Raw genomic sequence first — 17,404 nt, forward strand, 5'->3', positions numbered from 1 at the left:
CGAGAAAATTTGGAGCGAAGTGGAGAAACCCGCGCGACGGTCTCCACTTTCTCCACTTCAGGGTTGTGGGCGGTGGCCCGATCACACCGCCCGGTCGGGAATACCTGGTACGGTTCCCGGACGAACTGGAAGGAAATACCATGCGTCATCGTTATGGCGGTCGTAAGCTCAGCCGCACTTCTGCGCACCGCGCTGCCCTGTTCCGCAACATGGCGGCCGCGCTGATCAAGCACGAGCAGATCACCACCACGCTGCCCAAGGCGAAGGAGCTTCGCCCCTATGTCGAGAAGCTGATCACGCTGGCCAAGAAGGGCGGCCTTTCGAACCGTCGCCTGGCGCACGCCCGTCTGCTCGACGATGCGCAGCTCGCCAAGCTGTTCGACGTGCTCGCGGCGCGCTACGCCGATCGCAAGGGCGGCTATACGCGCGTCATCAAGGCCGGCATCCGCGCGTCGGACGCCGCGCCGATCGCGATCATCGAGTTCGTCGACCGCGATGTCGATGCCAAGGGCCAGGATTCGGGTCCGGTGATGGCGGACGAGGATTTCGACGAGGCAGCGTGAGCCTGGTTTGAGCCAATGAAAAACAAGGGGCCGCTCCGCAGCACCGGAGCGGCCCCTTTTCGTTTGCGAGTCGGCGCCGTTTGGTGAATCACCTCTTCTCCGTTCGTTCCGGTCTCGTCCGAAGGCTGTTCTTGCTTGTCGGCGGACTGGGTAGGCGGCGCTTCGACAAGCGCGGCATGAACGGGATGCAGTGGAAGTGAAGGAATGACCGAAAAGCTCGATTACCCGGACACTGCCCGCGAGGATGCCGTCGATACCCGCCACGGCGTCACCATCGCCGATCCCTATCGCTGGCTCGAAAACGATGTCCGCAGCGATCCCCGCGTCGCCGACTGGGTGAAAGCGGAGAATGCTGTCACCGACGCTTATCTCGCCACGCTTCCCGGCCGCGACCGGTTCAAGGCGCGGATCACCGAATTGTTCGATTTCGAACGGTTCGGCGTGCCCGAGCGCAAGGGCGGCCGCTATTTCTACATGCACAACAGCGGTCTGCAGAACCAGGCGGTGCTCTACGTTCGCGAGACGCTGAACGGCGAGGGGCGGGCGCTGATCGACCCCAATACGTGGTCGGATGACGGCGCCACCGCGCTTGGCGAGTGGCTGCCGTCCGAAGACGGTGCCAAGCTGCTCTACACCGTGCAGGAAGGCGGCGCCGACTGGCGCACCGTCAAGGTGCTCGATGTCGCCACCGGCGAGGTCGAACGCGATACGGTGCAATGGGTGAAATTCTCCAGCTTCGCCTGGGCGAAGAACGGCACCGGCTTCTTCTATTCGCGCTTTCCGGAGCCCGCTGAAGGCGCCGCCTTCCAGCAGCTCAATCTCCACCACGCGATCTATTTTCATCGTCTCGGCGATGACCAGTCGGCCGATTTGCAAGTCTATGCGACCAACGATCGTCCACGCCTGAACCACGTCGCCGAGATCACCGACGATGGCAACTGGCTGCTGATCTCTTCGTCCGAGGGCACCGACGAGCGCTACGAACTGACGCTGATCGACCTCACCTCACCGAAGATGACCAAGCGGATCATCGCGCGCGGCATGGAGCATCACTGGAGCCTCGCCGGCAACCAAGGCGCGACCTTCTATTTCGTCACCGATCAGAACGCCCCGCGCCGCCGCATCATCTCGATGGACGTCGCCTCCTCGACCCGCGCGCAGCGCGAGGTGGTGCCGCAGGACGAGGCGGTGCTCGAGGGTGCAGGAATCATCGGCGGCATGCTGGTCGCGCAATATATGCACGACGTGCAGAACCAGGTCCGCCGCTACACGCTCAAGGGCAAGCGGCTCGATGATGTCGCGCTGCCCGGCATCGGTTCGGTGTCCGGCCTGGCCGGCGATCAGGACAATCCCGAGACTTTCTACGCCTTCACCAGTTTCGCCACGCCGACCTCGATCTATCGCTGCGATATCGCCACCGGCGAAAGCACCGTCTGGGCCACGCCGGAGGTCGGCTTCGATCCCGCCGATTATGCGGTCGAGCAATTGTTCTTCACCTCGAAGGACGGCACTCGTGTACCGATGTTCGTCGTCGGCCGTCGGGACTTGCCGCCACAGCCCGCACCGACGCTGCTCTACGGCTATGGCGGATTCAACATCCCCGTCCCGCCCGCCTTCGCTGCCAGCCGGATCGCGTGGATGGAAGCCGGCGGCGTATTCGCAGTCGCCAACATCCGCGGCGGCGGCGAATATGGTAAGGAATGGCACGACGGCGGCCGCCTCGCCAACAAGCAGAACAGCTTCGACGATTTCATCGCCGCGGCCGAGTTCCTGATCGAGAAAGGCATCACGACACCGGAGAAGCTCGCGATCCAGGGCGGCTCGAACGGCGGTCTGCTGGTCGGCGCGGTCGTCAACCAGCGGCCGGACCTGTTCGCCGCGGCGATCCCGATCGTCGGCGTGATGGACATGCTGCGCTTCGATCAGTTCACCGCCGGTCGCTATTGGGTGGACGATTATGGCTCGCCCGGCGACGAGGCGGCGTTCGGCATCCTTCGTGCCTATTCGCCCTATCACAATATCAAGCCCGGCGCGGCCTATCCGGCGGTGCTCGTCGTCACCGCCGATACGGACGACCGCGTTGTCCCGGGCCACAGCTTCAAATATATTGCCGCGCTCCAGCACGCGAAGGCCGGCGACAAGCCGCACCTGATCCGCATTGAAACCCGCGCCGGCCACGGTTCGGGCAAGCCGACCGACAAGTCGATCGCCGAGGCGGCGGACATGTGGGCGTTCGCCGCGCAATGGACCGGGATGCAGCTCGGCTGACGGAGGTTCAGCCTCCGGTCAGTTGCGATGGAGCAGCATCGCCGCGCCGTGCGTTCAGGCGGCGAGTTGATGGGAGAAGCGTGATGGCAGGCTGGTCGATCCGGAGCGTGGTGATGGCGGCCGCGCTAGTGTCGGCAGCATCGACGCCGGTCTGGGCGCAGCAGGGCTGGGCACCGCCGGCCGCCGCCGACGATGGCTGGCAACAATCGCCACAGGATTATGATGCGTCGCCCGCCGGCGACGATCAGGCCAGCCCAGGCGACGGAGATTCTGGCGACCGCTGGTCGAACGACGACGCATCGGCGCAGGACGACGCGACCAGCTCCTATTCTGACGGCAATGACGCTCAGTCATCCGCCGATTCGGGCTCGACTTCCTATCATGGCGGTTTTGCCAGCCGCGATGCCGTTCCGCCCGATTCCGCTGCGTCCCGGCCCGAGCCGCACGACGAAGCTGACGGCTGGGGCACCTGGCGCAGCAACCCGACGCCTGCCGATCCCGGTGCGCCGCCTGCAAGTGCGGATGAGGATGCGCTCGACGCGCATCCGGCGCAGGCGCCGGGCACCGTGAACAGCTTCAACCAGCCGGATACCACGCCGGGTTTCGCAGCGACCACCGGCATCGACAATCGCAACCAGGCAGTGAGCGGTTGCCTTGCCGCGGTTCGCTCACGGGTCGGCGGGGGCGCCGGGGCCGCGCGCGTCGACGGGATCAACGGCGAATGGATGGTCAGCGGCGCGATCGCCGATGGCCGCGCTTTCTATTGCTCGATCCGCCACGGTGCGATCGACGACGTTCAGTTCGGCAACTGAACGCGCTACATTCGCCCTTTCCCGTGGCCGCGCATCTGCTATGCGGCTGAGGCATGGTGGATCATGCCCAGGACAATATCCTGATCGTCGATTTCGGCAGTCAGGTCACGCAACTCATCGCTCGCCGCGTTCGCGAAGCCGGTGTCTATAGCGAGATCGCTCCGTTCAACGCGGCGGAAGAAGCATTCGCGCGGTTGAAGCCCAAGGGCGTCATCCTCTCGGGCAGCCCCGCGTCGGTGGTCGATGAGGGCAGCCCGCGCATCCCACAGGTCATTCTCGATTCGGGCCTGCCGCTACTGGGCATCTGCTACGGCCAGCAGGCGTTGATGACGCAGCTCGGCGGCGCGGTCGCGCGCGGCGATTCGGGTGAATTCGGCCACGCCTTCATCGACATCGAGGATGGTTGCGAGCTGTTCGACGGCTTGTGGTGCGAGGGCGAGAAACATCAGGTGTGGATGAGCCACGGCGACAAGGTCACCGACCTCGCGCCGGGGTTCCGCATCGTCGCCTCGAGCCCCGGCGCGCCGTTCGCGGTGATCGCTGACGATGCGCGGCGCTATTACGCGATGCAGTTCCACCCCGAGGTCGTCCATACGCCCGACGGCGGGCGGCTGATCGCCAATTTCGCGCGCCATGTCTGCGGGCTTTCGGGCGACTGGACCATGGCCGAATTCCGCGACGCCAAGATTGCCGAGATCCGGCAGCAGGTCGGCAAGGGGCGGGTGATCTGCGGGCTTTCGGGCGGCGTCGATTCGGCGGTAGCGGCGGTGCTGATCCACGAAGCGATCGGCGAGCAGTTGACCTGCGTGTTTGTCGACCATGGCTTGATGCGCGCCGGTGAGGCCGATCAGGTCGTCAGCCTGTTCCGTGGCCATTACAATATCCCGCTCGTTCACGTGAACGCCGAAACGCTGTTCCTCAATGGCCTGGCCGGCGTTACCGACCCCGAGGCGAAGCGCAAGTTTATTGGTAAGACTTTCATCGATATCTTTGAAGAGGAAGCCAAAAAGATCGGCGGCGCCGAGTTTCTCGCGCAGGGCACGCTTTATCCCGATGTGATCGAGAGCGTCAGTTTCACCGGCGGACCATCGGTGACGATTAAGAGCCACCACAATGTCGGCGGCCTCCCCGAGCGGATGAACATGAAGCTGGTCGAGCCGCTGCGCGACCTGTTCAAAGACGAGGTGAGGGCGCTTGGCCGCGAGCTCGGCTTGCCCGAGATATTCGTCGGTCGCCATCCATTCCCCGGCCCCGGTCTCGCCATCCGCATTCCCGGCGAGGTGACCAAGGAACGCTGTGACATCCTGCGAAAAGCCGACGCCATCTATCTGGAAGAGATCAGGAATGCCGGGCTGTACGACGCCATCTGGCAGGCCTTTGCGGTGTTGCTGCCGGTACGCAGCGTCGGCGTGATGGGCGATGGGCGGACTTACGATTCGGTGCTCGCGCTACGGGCCGTCACTTCGACCGACGGCATGACCGCGGTGGCCTTCGAATTTCCCGGCGGTTTCCTGCCACGCGTCGCGACCCGCATCGTCAACGAAGTCCGCGGTATCAACCGCGTGACCTACGACTATACGTCCAAGCCGCCGGGCACGATTGAGTGGGAATGATCGGGCGCGCTGCGGCGTAAAATCCGAGTGCGATATTCCGTTATTGTTATGTCACGCCCACAGACCAATTGCACCGCCTCGAGACCGAACTCGCAGCCAAACCTTCTTCGCTTTTGACGATCTCAAATTACTATCTTGATATATCCGCCTTGGCGGGAAGTTCATAATATATTTGAAGTGCGATCGAGAGTGATTTAAGTAATATAATTACCTCTTTCCGAGGAGAGTAAATTCCTGCGAGTCACCTCCCGCGCAGCAATTGCATTATCATCGCCCGGACGCTGCCGTAATTATTCTTCAGCGGACCCAATATGCCGTGCTTCTCACGCGGCAGGTGAGCCAGCGGGTGGCCACGCGGGCGGAACACATAATGGTCGAAGAATGCCCGCCATGCGGCGCGCTCTGCTTCCGGCCTCTCGGCAATGGTGATCATCGCCAGCATCATCGCGGTGAAGGGCGCATCGGGGCCGGCCGCGAAGCCGTCCCACCAGAAGTTGACCATCAGGTTGCGGGGAGCCGTTGCCTGAACCTGATGCCACCATAATTTGGGCAGATAGAGCGCGTCCCCCGGGGCGAGATCGGCGATCAGCGCGCGATTGCGCGCGGCCGCGAAGCGCGGATAGCGGGGATCGTCCGCCGTGTTGCCTGCGGCCAGGCTCACTGGTTGCCCGGCCATGGTATGATCAAGCGGACCGACGTAGAGATCGCCGATCGCTTCGGGCGGGTACAATGTAAACCGCCGAGGGCCGCTTATCGCGCAGGCAAGATTGTCATAGGTGTCGAAATGACACGCGACGTGTGAAACATTGCCGATCCATAGCCGCGGCTCAATCGACCGATCGATCAGGGCCAGCCGATTTTCCTCGGCGAAGCCGGGCACGAAGACCGAGGCTGGCAACGACCCCATATAGACCGTGGAGGCTGCCCGATCGGCGCAGGCCGCATCGATGCGATCCAAGGCCTGGCTCAAAGTCAGCATTTCGCGCTTGAAGTTGAAGCCCTCTAGGCCCTCGCCATAATGATATCTGCCGGCGATGGCGGTATCCCCGACGAAGGCCTCCGCAGTCGAACCCACGTCAAAGCGTAGCAGGTAGCGCGTCAGCACGGCCCAGGACTCCGCCGCTGCGCGGTAAGCGGGCCATCCGGTGCAAAGGCCTCTGATGATGACTGGCTCGGCGGGTTCAGTGACGGCATGCCCGAAGGCTACTGCGTCAGCCAGCGCAGCAGCTGAGATTTCTCGGACGGGTTGGCCGTCAGCCATGCCCTGGCGCCCTTGCCAACGCACGATTGCGATGAGCCGCCAACACGCCAATCTGTTTGAGCGAGCCGATCATCGTATAGGCAAGCTGTAACCAGCCTTTGCGAAACAGCATCAGCGCGTCGGCATCACCAAGCTCCCGCAATCCATCGAGGCTTACCGTATATATTCCGGCAAGCGAGATACGCTCGCCATCGTCAAATCGAAGCGCGATATCGATTGGCTCGACGAGCCCAAGCGCGACCAGGGTTTCGACAAAGGCGTCCGTTTCTGAAAGCCCGGCTTTGAACGCGCCGAGAGCATGCTGTACCTCGCGGAGACGTTCGGCCGGCGCGCCATCATCATCGAACAATGGGTCACCCGTACCGAAGCGCGGATGTTCGACGTCGATCGCAATTTGGTCGTCGACGATAAAGAACCCCTCTCGAATGACGTCGAGCGGCCGAAAACCGGCGGCCCACGCCAGGCCGTCGCGCAACAAATTTTCGCCAGTCTTGAAGCCAAGAACCGCACCGGCATAGAATTTGCCGTTTTCGGGATTTTTCGACAGGATCACCGGGCATCGCGCCGCAGCAGCGGCGAATTCACCGGCAACGATCTGGACGAAATGGCGGTCGCCGAGGTCGGGCGGCCGAACCGCGAGCGCACGGTGAGCGCCTGCGTTGAGCAATTCGATCGTTGCCACTGCTTTCCCCTCCGCGGCCTGCAGCCGCTTTCTAACCGGGCTATTTGCTGCCGTCGATTCTACGGTGTCCCACCGGCCAATTTCGGTAGCGTTTAAACTCGGACAAATTCTTCTTGATAGCGATACCTTGTTTTCGTAAGCTCCGCTCAAGCTCAATACAAGGGCAAGCGGCATTGAGGAGGGGGTGCAGATAGGACGCGCATCGCAGCGGTTTATCTAAATCCCTAAAAATAAAAGATTTAACAGCAAATTTCTCGTCATCTTTGCGCAATGGGATGACGAGAAAATCAAGGGGAGATGGATATGAATAGCGATATCGAAAATAAAATCGGCGACCGAATTAGGTCGCGTAGGATCGATTGTCGGCGCCTGGCCGGAGCAACCAGTCTGATCGCCCTGGCCGTCGCCGCCCCCGCTTGGGCACGGCCGCTCCAGGTTAGTGTCAACACGGCGGCTGATGCGGCGGGCTCGGTATCGCAGGATCAGACGAGCGGGCAGTCGGGTCCCGCGGCTCCCGCTGCTCAGCAGGTAGCGCTCCCCTCCGATCAAGACCAGTCGAACGATATTATCGTCACCGGCATCATCGGCTCGTTGCAGCGCAACCTTGACGCCAAACGCGAGGCGCCTGGCGTCGTCGACGTGATCTCGTCCGAGGACATCGGCAAGTTTCCGGATTCGAACGTGGCGGCGTCGCTGCAGAGGCTGCCTGGCGTGTCGATCCAGCGTTCGGGCGTTCGGGGCGAGGCCAACGGCATCACCGTGCGCGGCTTCGGCGGTGATTTCAACACGACGCTGATCGACGGGCGGCAGATCTCCAGCGCCACCGGCGGTCGCTCGATCGATTTCACCACGGTCGGCTCCGAATTCATCGGCAGCTTGCAGTTGCTCAAGACTCCGGATGTATCGCTCAGTTCCAGTTCGATCGGCGCGACGCTCAACGTCGCCTATCCGAAGCCGATGGACAGGCCTGGTTTTCATGCCGCGGTATCTGCCGCCGGATCGCTGCAGGGCTATGCGGGCAAGATCACGCCGGTGGTCGGCGGGCTGGTCAGTGACACGTTCGCCAACGACACGATCGGCGTGCTCGCCGACGTCATCTATACGCGCCATGACACGCAGACCAATAATGTGTACGTCCACGGCTGGCCCGGCGGCTATTATGCGCCCTGTCAGCTTGCCGGCAGCACGGCGACGACCTGTTCGCCGACGAGCAACCCCGACGACGACGCCTACGCCGACCCGAATAACCGCCAGACGGTCGTCGGTTGGTACGAACAGCAATATGGCGCGCAACAATCCTATACGCGTGACGAGCGCGTAGATGCGCGTCTCGCGCTGCAATGGCGTCCCGCGGACAATCTACTGTTCACGCTAGACGACAATTACTCGAACCAGAAAATCCGCACCGAAACGTTCGGCTTCGGCATCTGGTTCAACCAAGGCAACATGCGCAACGTGGTGCTGGACGATAACGGCACAACGACGGACTTCACGCAGCCCAACTCGCAGACCGACTTCACCGCGGCGACCGACCGCACCTATCAGCGCAGCAACCAGGTTGGGCTGAATATGAAATGGGACATCGGCGACCATCTTCATGTCGAGGCGGATGGCGCCTATTCGAAGAGCGAACTCGATCCGGACGGCCGCTACAGCACCACCGATGCCGATGTCGGTTATGGCGGCGTTGGCATCGGACCGGCGCTAGGCATCTCGATCAAGGGCAACAGCAACGACACCATTCCGGTGCTGCACGATTACGGCGCTTTCGGCGATCCGTCGCGTTGGAGCGACGAGTCCGTGATCGGCTCGCATGTGGCCGTGGACCAGGCGCCGCGGAATAGCGATACGCTCAAGCAATTTCGACTGAGCGCCGAGTGGAAGCAAGACGATTTCTCGTTGAAGATCGGCGGTTCGTACGTCGACGATTCTTTCCATCTGAAAATGTACGACACCTTCACGAATAATTTCTGGCAGGCTTATTCCGGTTACGGGCCGGCCTCGGGAGGTGGTGGGGTCTCGATCCCGTCGGACCTGTTCCACGGTAAAGTAAGCACCGACAACTTTATTCCTGGATTCTCCGGTGCGCTACCGCCTGATCTGATCCGCCTGTCTGGCCCGGAATATCAGGCTTATCTGTCGAGCCTGGGTGATCCGTATCAGCAGAACATCCCGGGCTTCAATTATCCTGCCTCGGACGACAAAGGGAATGGGCTCAACAACTTCCACGGCACGTTCGACGTCCAACTGAGCCCGAGCAGTGTCCAGCATATTACCGAGAAGACGTGGGCCGGTTATGTGAGGGCGAATTTCGTCACCGACATCGGCAGCATGAGGTTCCACTTCAACGCCGGTGCCCGCGAAGAGATCACGCAGGTGCGCTCGAGCGGCCTCGGCCAGGTACCGACGAGTATCGCGCTGAACAAAGACGACCCGACATTGTTGACGGTTTCTTTCTCGCCGGACGTGGAACCGGTCACCACGGAGAGTAATTACTCCTATCTGCTGCCCAGCCTCGACATGAAGCTGGACATCACGGACAGGCTCGATGTGCGTTTCGATGCGTCGCGAACGCTGACGCGGCCGGCGCTCAACTTCCTCAATCCCGTGCTGAGCGTTCCGGTCGGTCCGCGGATCGGCGCGTTGACGGCGAGCGGCGGCAGTCCAAGGCTCAAGCCGTATCTTGCGGATAATTTCGATTTGGCCGCCGAATGGTTCTATGCGCGTAATTCCTATGCGTCGGTCGATTTCTTCCTCAAGAGTGTCAACAACTTCATCGTTCAGGGAACGCAGCGCCAGTCGATCAATGACCTGATCGATCCCAGCACCGGCACGCTCGCGCAGTTCGCGGTGTCGCAGCGAGTCAACGGCCCCAAGGCAACCGTGCGCGGTGTGGAACTCGCCTGGCAGCAGGTATTCGGCAATTCGGGGTTCGGCTTCAACGCCAACGCCACCTTCGTCAACACGAACAAGCCGTATGACAACACCGATATCAGCCAGAGCGGGTTTGCCGTTACAGGTCTTGCCAACTCGGCGAATTTCGTGGGCTTCTATGATAAGAACGGATTGGAGGCTCGCGTCGCGGTCAACTGGCGCGACGAATATCTGCTCCAGTTCGGCCAAACGCAGAACACGGGGCAGTTTGGATCGGAGCCAACGTTCGTCAACGCGAGTACCCAGGTCGATTTCAGTACGAGTTATCAGTTGACAAAGGCCGTCAACATATTCTTCGACATGACCAACATCTTCAATGAGACGCAGAGCACTCATGGTCGCTTCAAGAACCAGCTGCTCGACGTCTATGGCTATGGCAGGCGGATTACCGCAGGTGTCCGCTACCACTTCTGACCTCCACCCTGCCGGGGATGTCGTGGTTGACATCCCCGGCAATTTGTCTTTGCTCGATCGATGATGCAGCCGATCCGAAATATCGTGATTGTCGGCGGGGGAACCGCGGGTTGGCTGACCGCCGGCTTGATCGCGGCCAGGCATCGTGATCGAATGCCGGCCGGCTTCACGGTGACGCTGGTCGAATCCCCTAACACCCCGACGATCGGCGTGGGGGAGGGGACGTGGCCGACCCTGCGGACGACGCTGGCGCGTATCGGCGTTTCCGAGACCGACTTCTTCCGCGAATGCGATGCGGCATTCAAACAGGGCGCCCGCTTCGCGCGCTGGACCACCGGCGCCGACGATGACGCATATTACCACCCGCTGATGCTGCCGCAGGGCTTTCACCAGATCAATCTGGCGCCGCACTGGCTGGCGGCGGGAGACGGGCGCAGTTTCTGTGATGCGGTGAGCCCGCAGGGGCGGCTGTGCGATGCCGGTCTCGCGCCCAAGACGATCGCCACGCCCGAATATGATGCGGTGGCGAACTATGCCTATCATCTCGATGCCGGCAAGCTCGGCGCGTTCCTGCAAAAGCATTGCTGTGAGCGGTTGGGCGTGCGCCACGTTCTCGCCGACGTGCAGCGGGTGGAACTGGCCGAGGGCGGTGACATCCGCAGCATCATCACCGAACAGGCGGGCGAGATCGAGGGCGATCTGTTCGTCGATTGCACCGGCTTCAAGGCGCTGCTGATCGGCGAGGCGCTGGGCGTGCCGTTCCGCGATTGCAGCGACGTGCTGTTCTGCGATACCGCGCTCGCCGTCCGTTTGCCCTATGATTCCGAGATCAGCCCGATCGCCTCGCAGACGATCTCGACCGCGCAGTCGGCGGGCTGGATCTGGGACATCGGCCTGCCGACGCGGCGCGGCATCGGCCACGTCTATTCGAGCAGCCACATTGCCGACGACGATGCCGAGCGCGAGCTGCGCGCCTATCTCGGCCCGGCGGGCAAGGATCTGTCGGTACGCAAGCTCAAGATCCGCGCCGGCCATCGCGAGACGTTCTGGAAGCGTAATTGCGTCGCGGTCGGGCTGGCCGCCGGGTTCCTAGAGCCGCTCGAAGCGTCGGCGATCGTGCTGATCGAGCTGTCGGCCAAGCTGATCGCGGAGCAGATGCCGGCGTGCCGCGAGGTGATGGACGTGATCGCCTCGCGCTTCAACGCCACCACGCATTACCGCTGGGGCCGGATTATCGATTTCCTCAAGCTGCATTACGTGCTGACCAAGCGCACAGACAGCGACTTCTGGCGCGACAATGTTCGGCCCGAGACGATCCCTGATCGGCTGCAGGAACTGCTGTTGCTGTGGCGCTATCAATCGCCCTGGTTCCACGACGAGTTCGATCGCATCGAGGAAGTCTTCCCGGCCGCAAGCTACCAATACGTTCTCTACGGCATGGGCTACCAAACCGCGGTCGAGCCGGCGGCGTTACGCGGCGAGATGCGCGCTGCTGATCGGGCGATGCACGAGAACGCGGTTCAGACCGAGCGAATGCGCGCCGGCCTGCCGCGCCATCGCGAGCTTATCCAGAAAATTCACGAGCACGGGCTGCAGCCGGTCTGAGCGGACGGCTCAGCCGCCGGGACGGATCGGCACTTCGAACGGGCTGGCCGGCAGCTTCGATCCATCAGTCACCGTGCAGATCGGGCTGTCGCCCCAACAATAGCGGATACGCGTCGCGCGGCCGGTGAACTGGGTGGCGTCGATCGTCACGGTATCGCTGGAGCTGATATGCGCGTCGACGAAGCGGCACGATGCGTCGCTAGCGCCGCAAAGCTCGAACGCGGTCGGGCTGCCGCTGTAGGATAGCAGGCGATCGGCGACATCGGCGAAGCGCATTTCAATGGCGTTGCCATCGCGCGTGGCCCCCGCAGGCCGCGGGCCTGTCGCGGTCGGCTCGCCGAAAGCCAGCCGACGCACGGCCGATGCCAACCGGGCGCCGACCGCCTGCTTGTGGGTCGGATGGATGCTGTCGGGATCGCCGATGTCGATGGTGACGATATAGTCGGCCTTGGGGTCGGCGATCGCCGCGCGCCGTTGCGCTTCGCGAATGTCGGCGAAGGCGGAATTGGTCGGGTGCGTCGGGCGCGGGCCGAAATCGGGCAGTTGCACGATCACGAACGGCAGGCTGGCGTCGAACGATCGCCGCCAGTCAGCCATCATCGCAGTGAGGCCGGCCTGATAGTGCGGCGCGTAATGGATATCGGACTCTCCCTGGTACCAGAGCGCCGCCTTGAACGCATAGCCGCCGATCGGCGAGATCATGCCGTTGCGGATCACCGACACACCGTGCGCCGGTCCCCAGGGCAATTGCGGTGCAATATCCTGCGCGGGCATTTCGGCATAGCGCCAGGGCTGCGACAACGGCACCGATGAGCCGTCGGCGAACCGAATGGCGCGCGTTTCCGGTGGGCCATTGAGGCCGCAATAGCGCCAGCTGCAGAAGATGTTGGTGACGATCGTGTTGATGCCGGCGTGCAGCACGCCGTCCGGAATAACGTGGCGGGCGTCACGTGCGCCGGACGTGCCGCCGACACCATTGCCGTTGACCCAGCTTTCGTCTTCCTCGTTGACCGCACCGAGATCGAGGGTCGCGGCCTGTTTCGCCTGAGCCGCAGTCAACGTTACTTCGGTGCGCAGCCACATCTGACCGACAAAGCCATCGGGTGATGAGCCCGTCCACAGCGCCCAGGGGCCGAGCGCCTTCGGCGCGACCTTCCAGGTGCTGGCGTCATAGGATGGCTGCCACGGCTCACCGCCCGGGATGCCGAGACCGTGCCACCACGCTTCCCAAGTGGCGTCCCAGCCGCGTTCGGCCGCCTGCGCATCGGACCGATATTGATCGAGCAGATCGAGCGCATGACCATATTGGTCCGCGGCGCGCAATGCCGGCTCGCCGGTCCATGCGCGCAGGCGGCTGCCGCCCCAGGCGGCGATCACCATGCCCACCGGCGCGTGTGTATGGTTCGCCAGGTCTCTTACGAAGAAATAGCAGCTCGCGGACAGCGCACCGACCGTCTCGGGGGACACCACCTGCCAGTTCACCGGATCGGCGAACCGGGTGAGCGGGCTGGGGCTGGCATGCATCGGAATGGTCAACGCGCGAAGATCCGGGTGATCGGCGTCGGCGATCTCCTCGCGGGCATTGTCGGCGCTTTCGACCGGGAATTGCATGTTCGATTGTCCGGCGCACAGAAACACATCGCCGATCATCACGTCCTGCGCATGCTCGGATCGACCGTCAGCGCTGGCGGTTAGAGTATAGGGGCCGCCCGCCGGCATGGCGGGGAGGGATGCCTGCCAATGTCCGTCGGCTCCAGCAGTGGCGCGCGCCGTCGCACCGCCAAGGCTCACCGTGACCACACTGCCTTGTGTCGCATCACCATAAACCGGGATCGGTCGGCCACGCTGCAGCACCGCGTGATCCTGAAACATCGGGTGAAGCAGATTTTGCGCCATCGCCGGGGATGATGCCGCAGCCAGCAGAGCGGCAGAAACGATCCGGACAGTCAGACTCCTCATTGGCTGGCGGCGAATTGCAGATGATCGCTGAAGAACGGCAGTACGTGATCCTGAAACCGAAAGGCCACGTTGCTGACGTGCGTGCCGGGATAGATTTCGAAGCTGTTGGCGACGCCGTAGCTGTCAAGAATGTCGTGAAGCTTTCCCGCATCAAAGCGCAGACCATCCTGATCGCCGACATCGATCGCGATCGCCCGATATTGCCTCAGATTGCCGATATATTGATCGACGAACGCCAGCGGCGCGTTGGCGGTCCATCTCGCGAGTACGTCGGGCTGCAGTGTTCCATCTTTGGTCGGCAGGTCGAGAAAAAGCGGCGGCTTCTTCGGATCGGGCGACCAGGCCGCCGCCGTCGCCAGCATCGCCTTGGTCAGGAACGGCAGATCGGCAGCGTCAGCGGGCGATTTGATTGCCTCGAGCGACGCCAGCGCCTTGGGGTCGATCTGATAGGTGGGGCGTGGCGACAGACAGCATGGGCTCATGATGTAGAGCGCCCCGAAAACGTCGGCATGTTTCATCCCGATCCGTGTCGCGCCGTAACCACCCATCGAGTGGCCGACGAGTCCGCGGCTCAGCCTGTCCGGAATCGTACGATAATGCCCGTCGATATAATGAACGAGATCGCGATAGATGAAGGTTTCGAAATCGCCGACTGTCTGCCCGCCAGAATACATCGAACCGCCGTAGACCGTCTTCGAATCGGGCAAGACGATGATCATGTCGCGAGCGCCTTTGGCGTCGGCGTTTTCGATCGTCTGCGGCACATGGATTTCATGAATCCATTGTTCGGCGCCGATCGAATAGCCGTGGAGCGCATAGACCACCGGGTACCGCCGGTGCGGGTGACTGGAATAGCCCGGCGGCAACACCACCAGCACATCACGATCGGGCGATTCGCCTTCGAGATTGCCCACCAGCGAGGGCGCATGAACCCTGATATGTTCGACGGTCACGGTTGGCGCGCCGGCGACGGGCGGCGGGCTGTTGGTCACCGCCTGCGCGAGCAGCGGCACCGGTGCGCCCAATGCCACCAGTGCTGTCGTGACCAATGCTATCGTGCGTCTGTGCATATGCCATCTCCCCTAAGATGTCGTTTCGCTTGCCGCGTTAGCGCGCGTCCTGCAGCGGGAACTGGTAGATCGACGTGGAAATTGGCGGCACCGTCAGCGTCTTGCCGAGCGGATCAACGCCTTGCTGACGAATTGTTACCCCCGGCGGCGCGCCGACCTTGTTGGCAGCATCGAGGCTGGCGCCGGTCAGCCGCCAAACGGTGCCGCGCCCCTGCGTCGTGCCCGCCGTCAGACTGATCGCTATCGATTGCGGCTTGGCCGTAGCATTGACCACGGCGATCGCGAGATGGTGACGGTCAGGCGTCAGCGCCGCGATCACGTCGAGCGGATAAGTCGGGCTGCCCGCCTTTACTTGCGGATGATCGTATCCGACCGGATATTTGGGATCCGGCTGGGGTACATTGCCGGTCAGGTAAACGGGGATCATGCCGGCGCCGAAATGATCGCCATATAGTTTGAATACTTCGCCGGTCGAATTGAGCACCGATGCTGTTGGCGTGATGTCCATCGTCGACGCGCCGGTAGTGAACGCGGCCATGCGCAGGAAATCCGTGTGGCGCAGCATTTCCTGCAACACCATCGAATAAGCCAGCGCCAGCTTCAGGTCGGGCTTGGCGCCGATATAGGCGTATTCATCGATCGACAGGAACGTGTGCTTTGCCTTCATCTGCGGGAATCGCTGCTGGTAGATCGCCCATTCGTCGGCCTTCATCCGCACGTCGTTCGATGGAGAGCGGATGAATTCCATTACCGCCTCATCTATCGGCGCATCGGGGCGCTTTTCGGCGCGATCATACCAATGCTCGCTCAAGCCGTCGAAATTGCCCCAGGCCTGTTTAAGCAGCCCGCCAGTCCAGTCTTCGTCGGTGCCGAATTTGTGCTGGATGCTGGCCGGCGACGGATTCTCCTTGGCGTCGCGCGGGTGGAGTTGATCCGGCATCGCCCCGGAGCCGATCAGCGTGATCGACGGATCGACCGCGCGCATCGCCGCGGCAAAGCGATTGTGCTTCTCCATGAAGTAATCGAGCGTCGTCCTGCCGATTTGCCACCAGCCATAGGGCTCGTTGCCGATGTTCCAGAATTTGACGCCATAGGGTGCCGGATGACCATTCGCGGCCCGCTTCGCGCCCCATTCGCTCGATGCCGGGCCGTTGATATAGTCAACCTCTTCAGCCGCCGAATTGGCGTCTCCCAGGCCGGCATTGACGGTGACATACGGCCGCACGTCGATCAGCCGTGTCAGCGCCATCCATTCGTCCATGCCGAGATCGTTTGCCTGCATCGCGCTCCACGCGTGGTCATACATCGGCGCGCGTTTGTCGCGGGGCCCCAGCGCGCCATGCCAATCCCAATTCGACAGGAAATTGCCACCGGGCAGGCGCCAGAATCCCGAATGCAGCGTCTTGAGGATCGCAACCGTGTCGGCGCGCCACCCGTCGATATTGTCGGCCGGCATCAGCGACACCACGCCGGTACGGAAATCGCCCGATCCGGTGCCGGTGACGGAGAAGCTGGCATCGTCACTATCGGTACCGGCGATGTAATGCAGCTGCACCGTCTGCCACGCGTCGGTGAGTGCCGGCAGGCGAATGATTTGTCGCTGGCCGGGGTTCGGCCCCCAAGCCAACGTCGCCGAGACGCGGGCGCCTGGCGTGCCGCGAATGACGATATGACCGGTATAGGCGCGCCCCTTCGCTACGCCGAGCCCGCTTTGCCCGAAGCCGCGCAGCTGGTCAGCATCGAGCGTCACCTCGACGTCCTGCTGACCGACATAGGGATTATCGGTCGGCATCGTCACTGCCCCGGTATCGCCGATCGGTCGCCATTTGCGCAGCGCCATCGCGGGACGGCCTTCGGCGCTCGCGGGGAGTTTGGGGTCGTGCTTGGCGTCGACTACCGGAAAATAGAATTTCCGATCGTCGAGCATCTCAGCCCACAGGCTGTGCGCAACGAGACCGCCAATCGGCTCGATGAACATGCCATATTCATAGGGCGATATCGCCTCGCTCTGTTGGTCGAGGTCGATCTGGGCCGTGATCGCCGGGACGGCTGCGGCAACCGGTGCGACAGCGCCACACATCGCGATGGTCGCGATGCCGATCCCAACAAAAGACGCTGATCGAGCGTGCTTCATCAATCCTCTCCTGGTCATTCTCGCCGGTCGATCCCGGTCTTCGCTGTGCGGCGTTGTTTGCCGGGCGGCGTTGGCGAGGCCGCCCCGGC

At 62.6% G+C, this 17,404-nt stretch carries 11 protein-coding genes; 6 read left to right on the forward strand and 5 right to left on the reverse strand.

Going from position 1 to position 17,404, the window contains the following annotated elements:
* The first annotated feature begins 140 nt into the window (after positions 1 to 140).
* The 4 genes from rplQ (at position 141) to guaA (ending at position 5,256) form a co-directional block, all read left to right on the forward strand.
* Positions 141 to 563 (forward strand): 50S ribosomal protein L17, encoded by a 423-nt coding sequence (gene rplQ / locus K7G81_RS02695; protein ID WP_223029184.1) that lies wholly within the window; start codon positions 141 to 143, stop codon positions 561 to 563.
* A gap of 204 nt (positions 564 to 767) precedes the next feature.
* Positions 768 to 2,831: a prolyl oligopeptidase family serine peptidase gene (locus K7G81_RS02700; RefSeq protein WP_223029185.1), complete on the forward strand. Its 2,064-nt coding sequence runs from the start codon at positions 768 to 770 to the stop codon at positions 2,829 to 2,831.
* A gap of 83 nt (positions 2,832 to 2,914) precedes the next feature.
* Positions 2,915 to 3,643, forward strand: coding sequence for a hypothetical protein (locus K7G81_RS02705; protein WP_223029186.1), 729 nt, complete (start codon positions 2,915 to 2,917; stop codon positions 3,641 to 3,643).
* 53 nt (positions 3,644 to 3,696) lie between these two features.
* Positions 3,697 to 5,256 (forward strand): glutamine-hydrolyzing GMP synthase, encoded by a 1,560-nt coding sequence (guaA, locus tag K7G81_RS02710; protein WP_223029187.1) that lies wholly within the window; start codon positions 3,697 to 3,699, stop codon positions 5,254 to 5,256.
* 241 nt (positions 5,257 to 5,497) lie between these two features.
* Here the strand turns inward: guaA and K7G81_RS02715 are convergent, their stop codons facing one another.
* Together K7G81_RS02715 and K7G81_RS02720 are read right to left on the reverse strand one after the other, a co-directional pair.
* On the reverse strand, positions 5,498 to 6,517 hold the full coding sequence (locus K7G81_RS02715; protein ID WP_223029188.1) for a cupin-like domain-containing protein: 1,020 nt from the start codon (positions 6,515 to 6,517) through the stop codon (positions 5,498 to 5,500).
* Positions 6,510 to 7,199: a SapC family protein gene (locus K7G81_RS02720; protein ID WP_223029189.1), complete on the reverse strand. Its 690-nt coding sequence runs from the start codon at positions 7,197 to 7,199 to the stop codon at positions 6,510 to 6,512. The genes K7G81_RS02715 and K7G81_RS02720 overlap by 8 nt, the downstream gene beginning before the upstream one ends.
* Positions 7,200 to 7,502: 303 nt before the next feature.
* Here K7G81_RS02720 and K7G81_RS02725 point away from each other — a divergent pair, with 303 nt between their 5' ends.
* Together K7G81_RS02725 and K7G81_RS02730 are read left to right on the forward strand one after the other, a co-directional pair.
* On the forward strand, positions 7,503 to 10,547 hold the full coding sequence (locus K7G81_RS02725; protein ID WP_223029190.1) for a TonB-dependent receptor: 3,045 nt from the start codon (positions 7,503 to 7,505) through the stop codon (positions 10,545 to 10,547).
* A gap of 63 nt (positions 10,548 to 10,610) precedes the next feature.
* A complete protein-coding gene (locus K7G81_RS02730) occupies positions 10,611 to 12,152 on the forward strand; it encodes a tryptophan halogenase family protein (RefSeq protein WP_223029487.1) in 1,542 nt (513 codons plus the stop codon).
* 9 nt (positions 12,153 to 12,161) lie between these two features.
* On the opposite strand, the gene K7G81_RS02735 is transcribed toward K7G81_RS02730, so the two are convergent.
* The 3 genes from K7G81_RS02735 to K7G81_RS02745 form a co-directional block, all read right to left on the reverse strand.
* Entirely contained in the window at positions 12,162 to 13,802 is a 1,641-nt protein-coding gene (locus K7G81_RS02735) for a sialate O-acetylesterase (protein ID WP_255586568.1), read from the reverse strand.
* A gap of 305 nt (positions 13,803 to 14,107) precedes the next feature.
* Entirely contained in the window at positions 14,108 to 15,181 is a 1,074-nt protein-coding gene (locus K7G81_RS02740) for an alpha/beta hydrolase (RefSeq protein ID WP_223029192.1), read from the reverse strand.
* Positions 15,182 to 15,218: 37 nt separating this feature from the next.
* Positions 15,219 to 17,315 (reverse strand): alpha-L-arabinofuranosidase family protein, encoded by a 2,097-nt coding sequence (locus tag K7G81_RS02745; RefSeq protein ID WP_255586493.1) that lies wholly within the window; start codon positions 17,313 to 17,315, stop codon positions 15,219 to 15,221.
* Between the last annotated feature and the right edge of the window lie 89 nt (positions 17,316 to 17,404).

The sequence above is a fragment of the Hephaestia mangrovi genome (assembly GCF_019880555.1).
In the GTDB taxonomy this organism is placed as follows: domain Bacteria; phylum Pseudomonadota; class Alphaproteobacteria; order Sphingomonadales; family Sphingomonadaceae; genus Sphingomonas; species Sphingomonas mangrovi.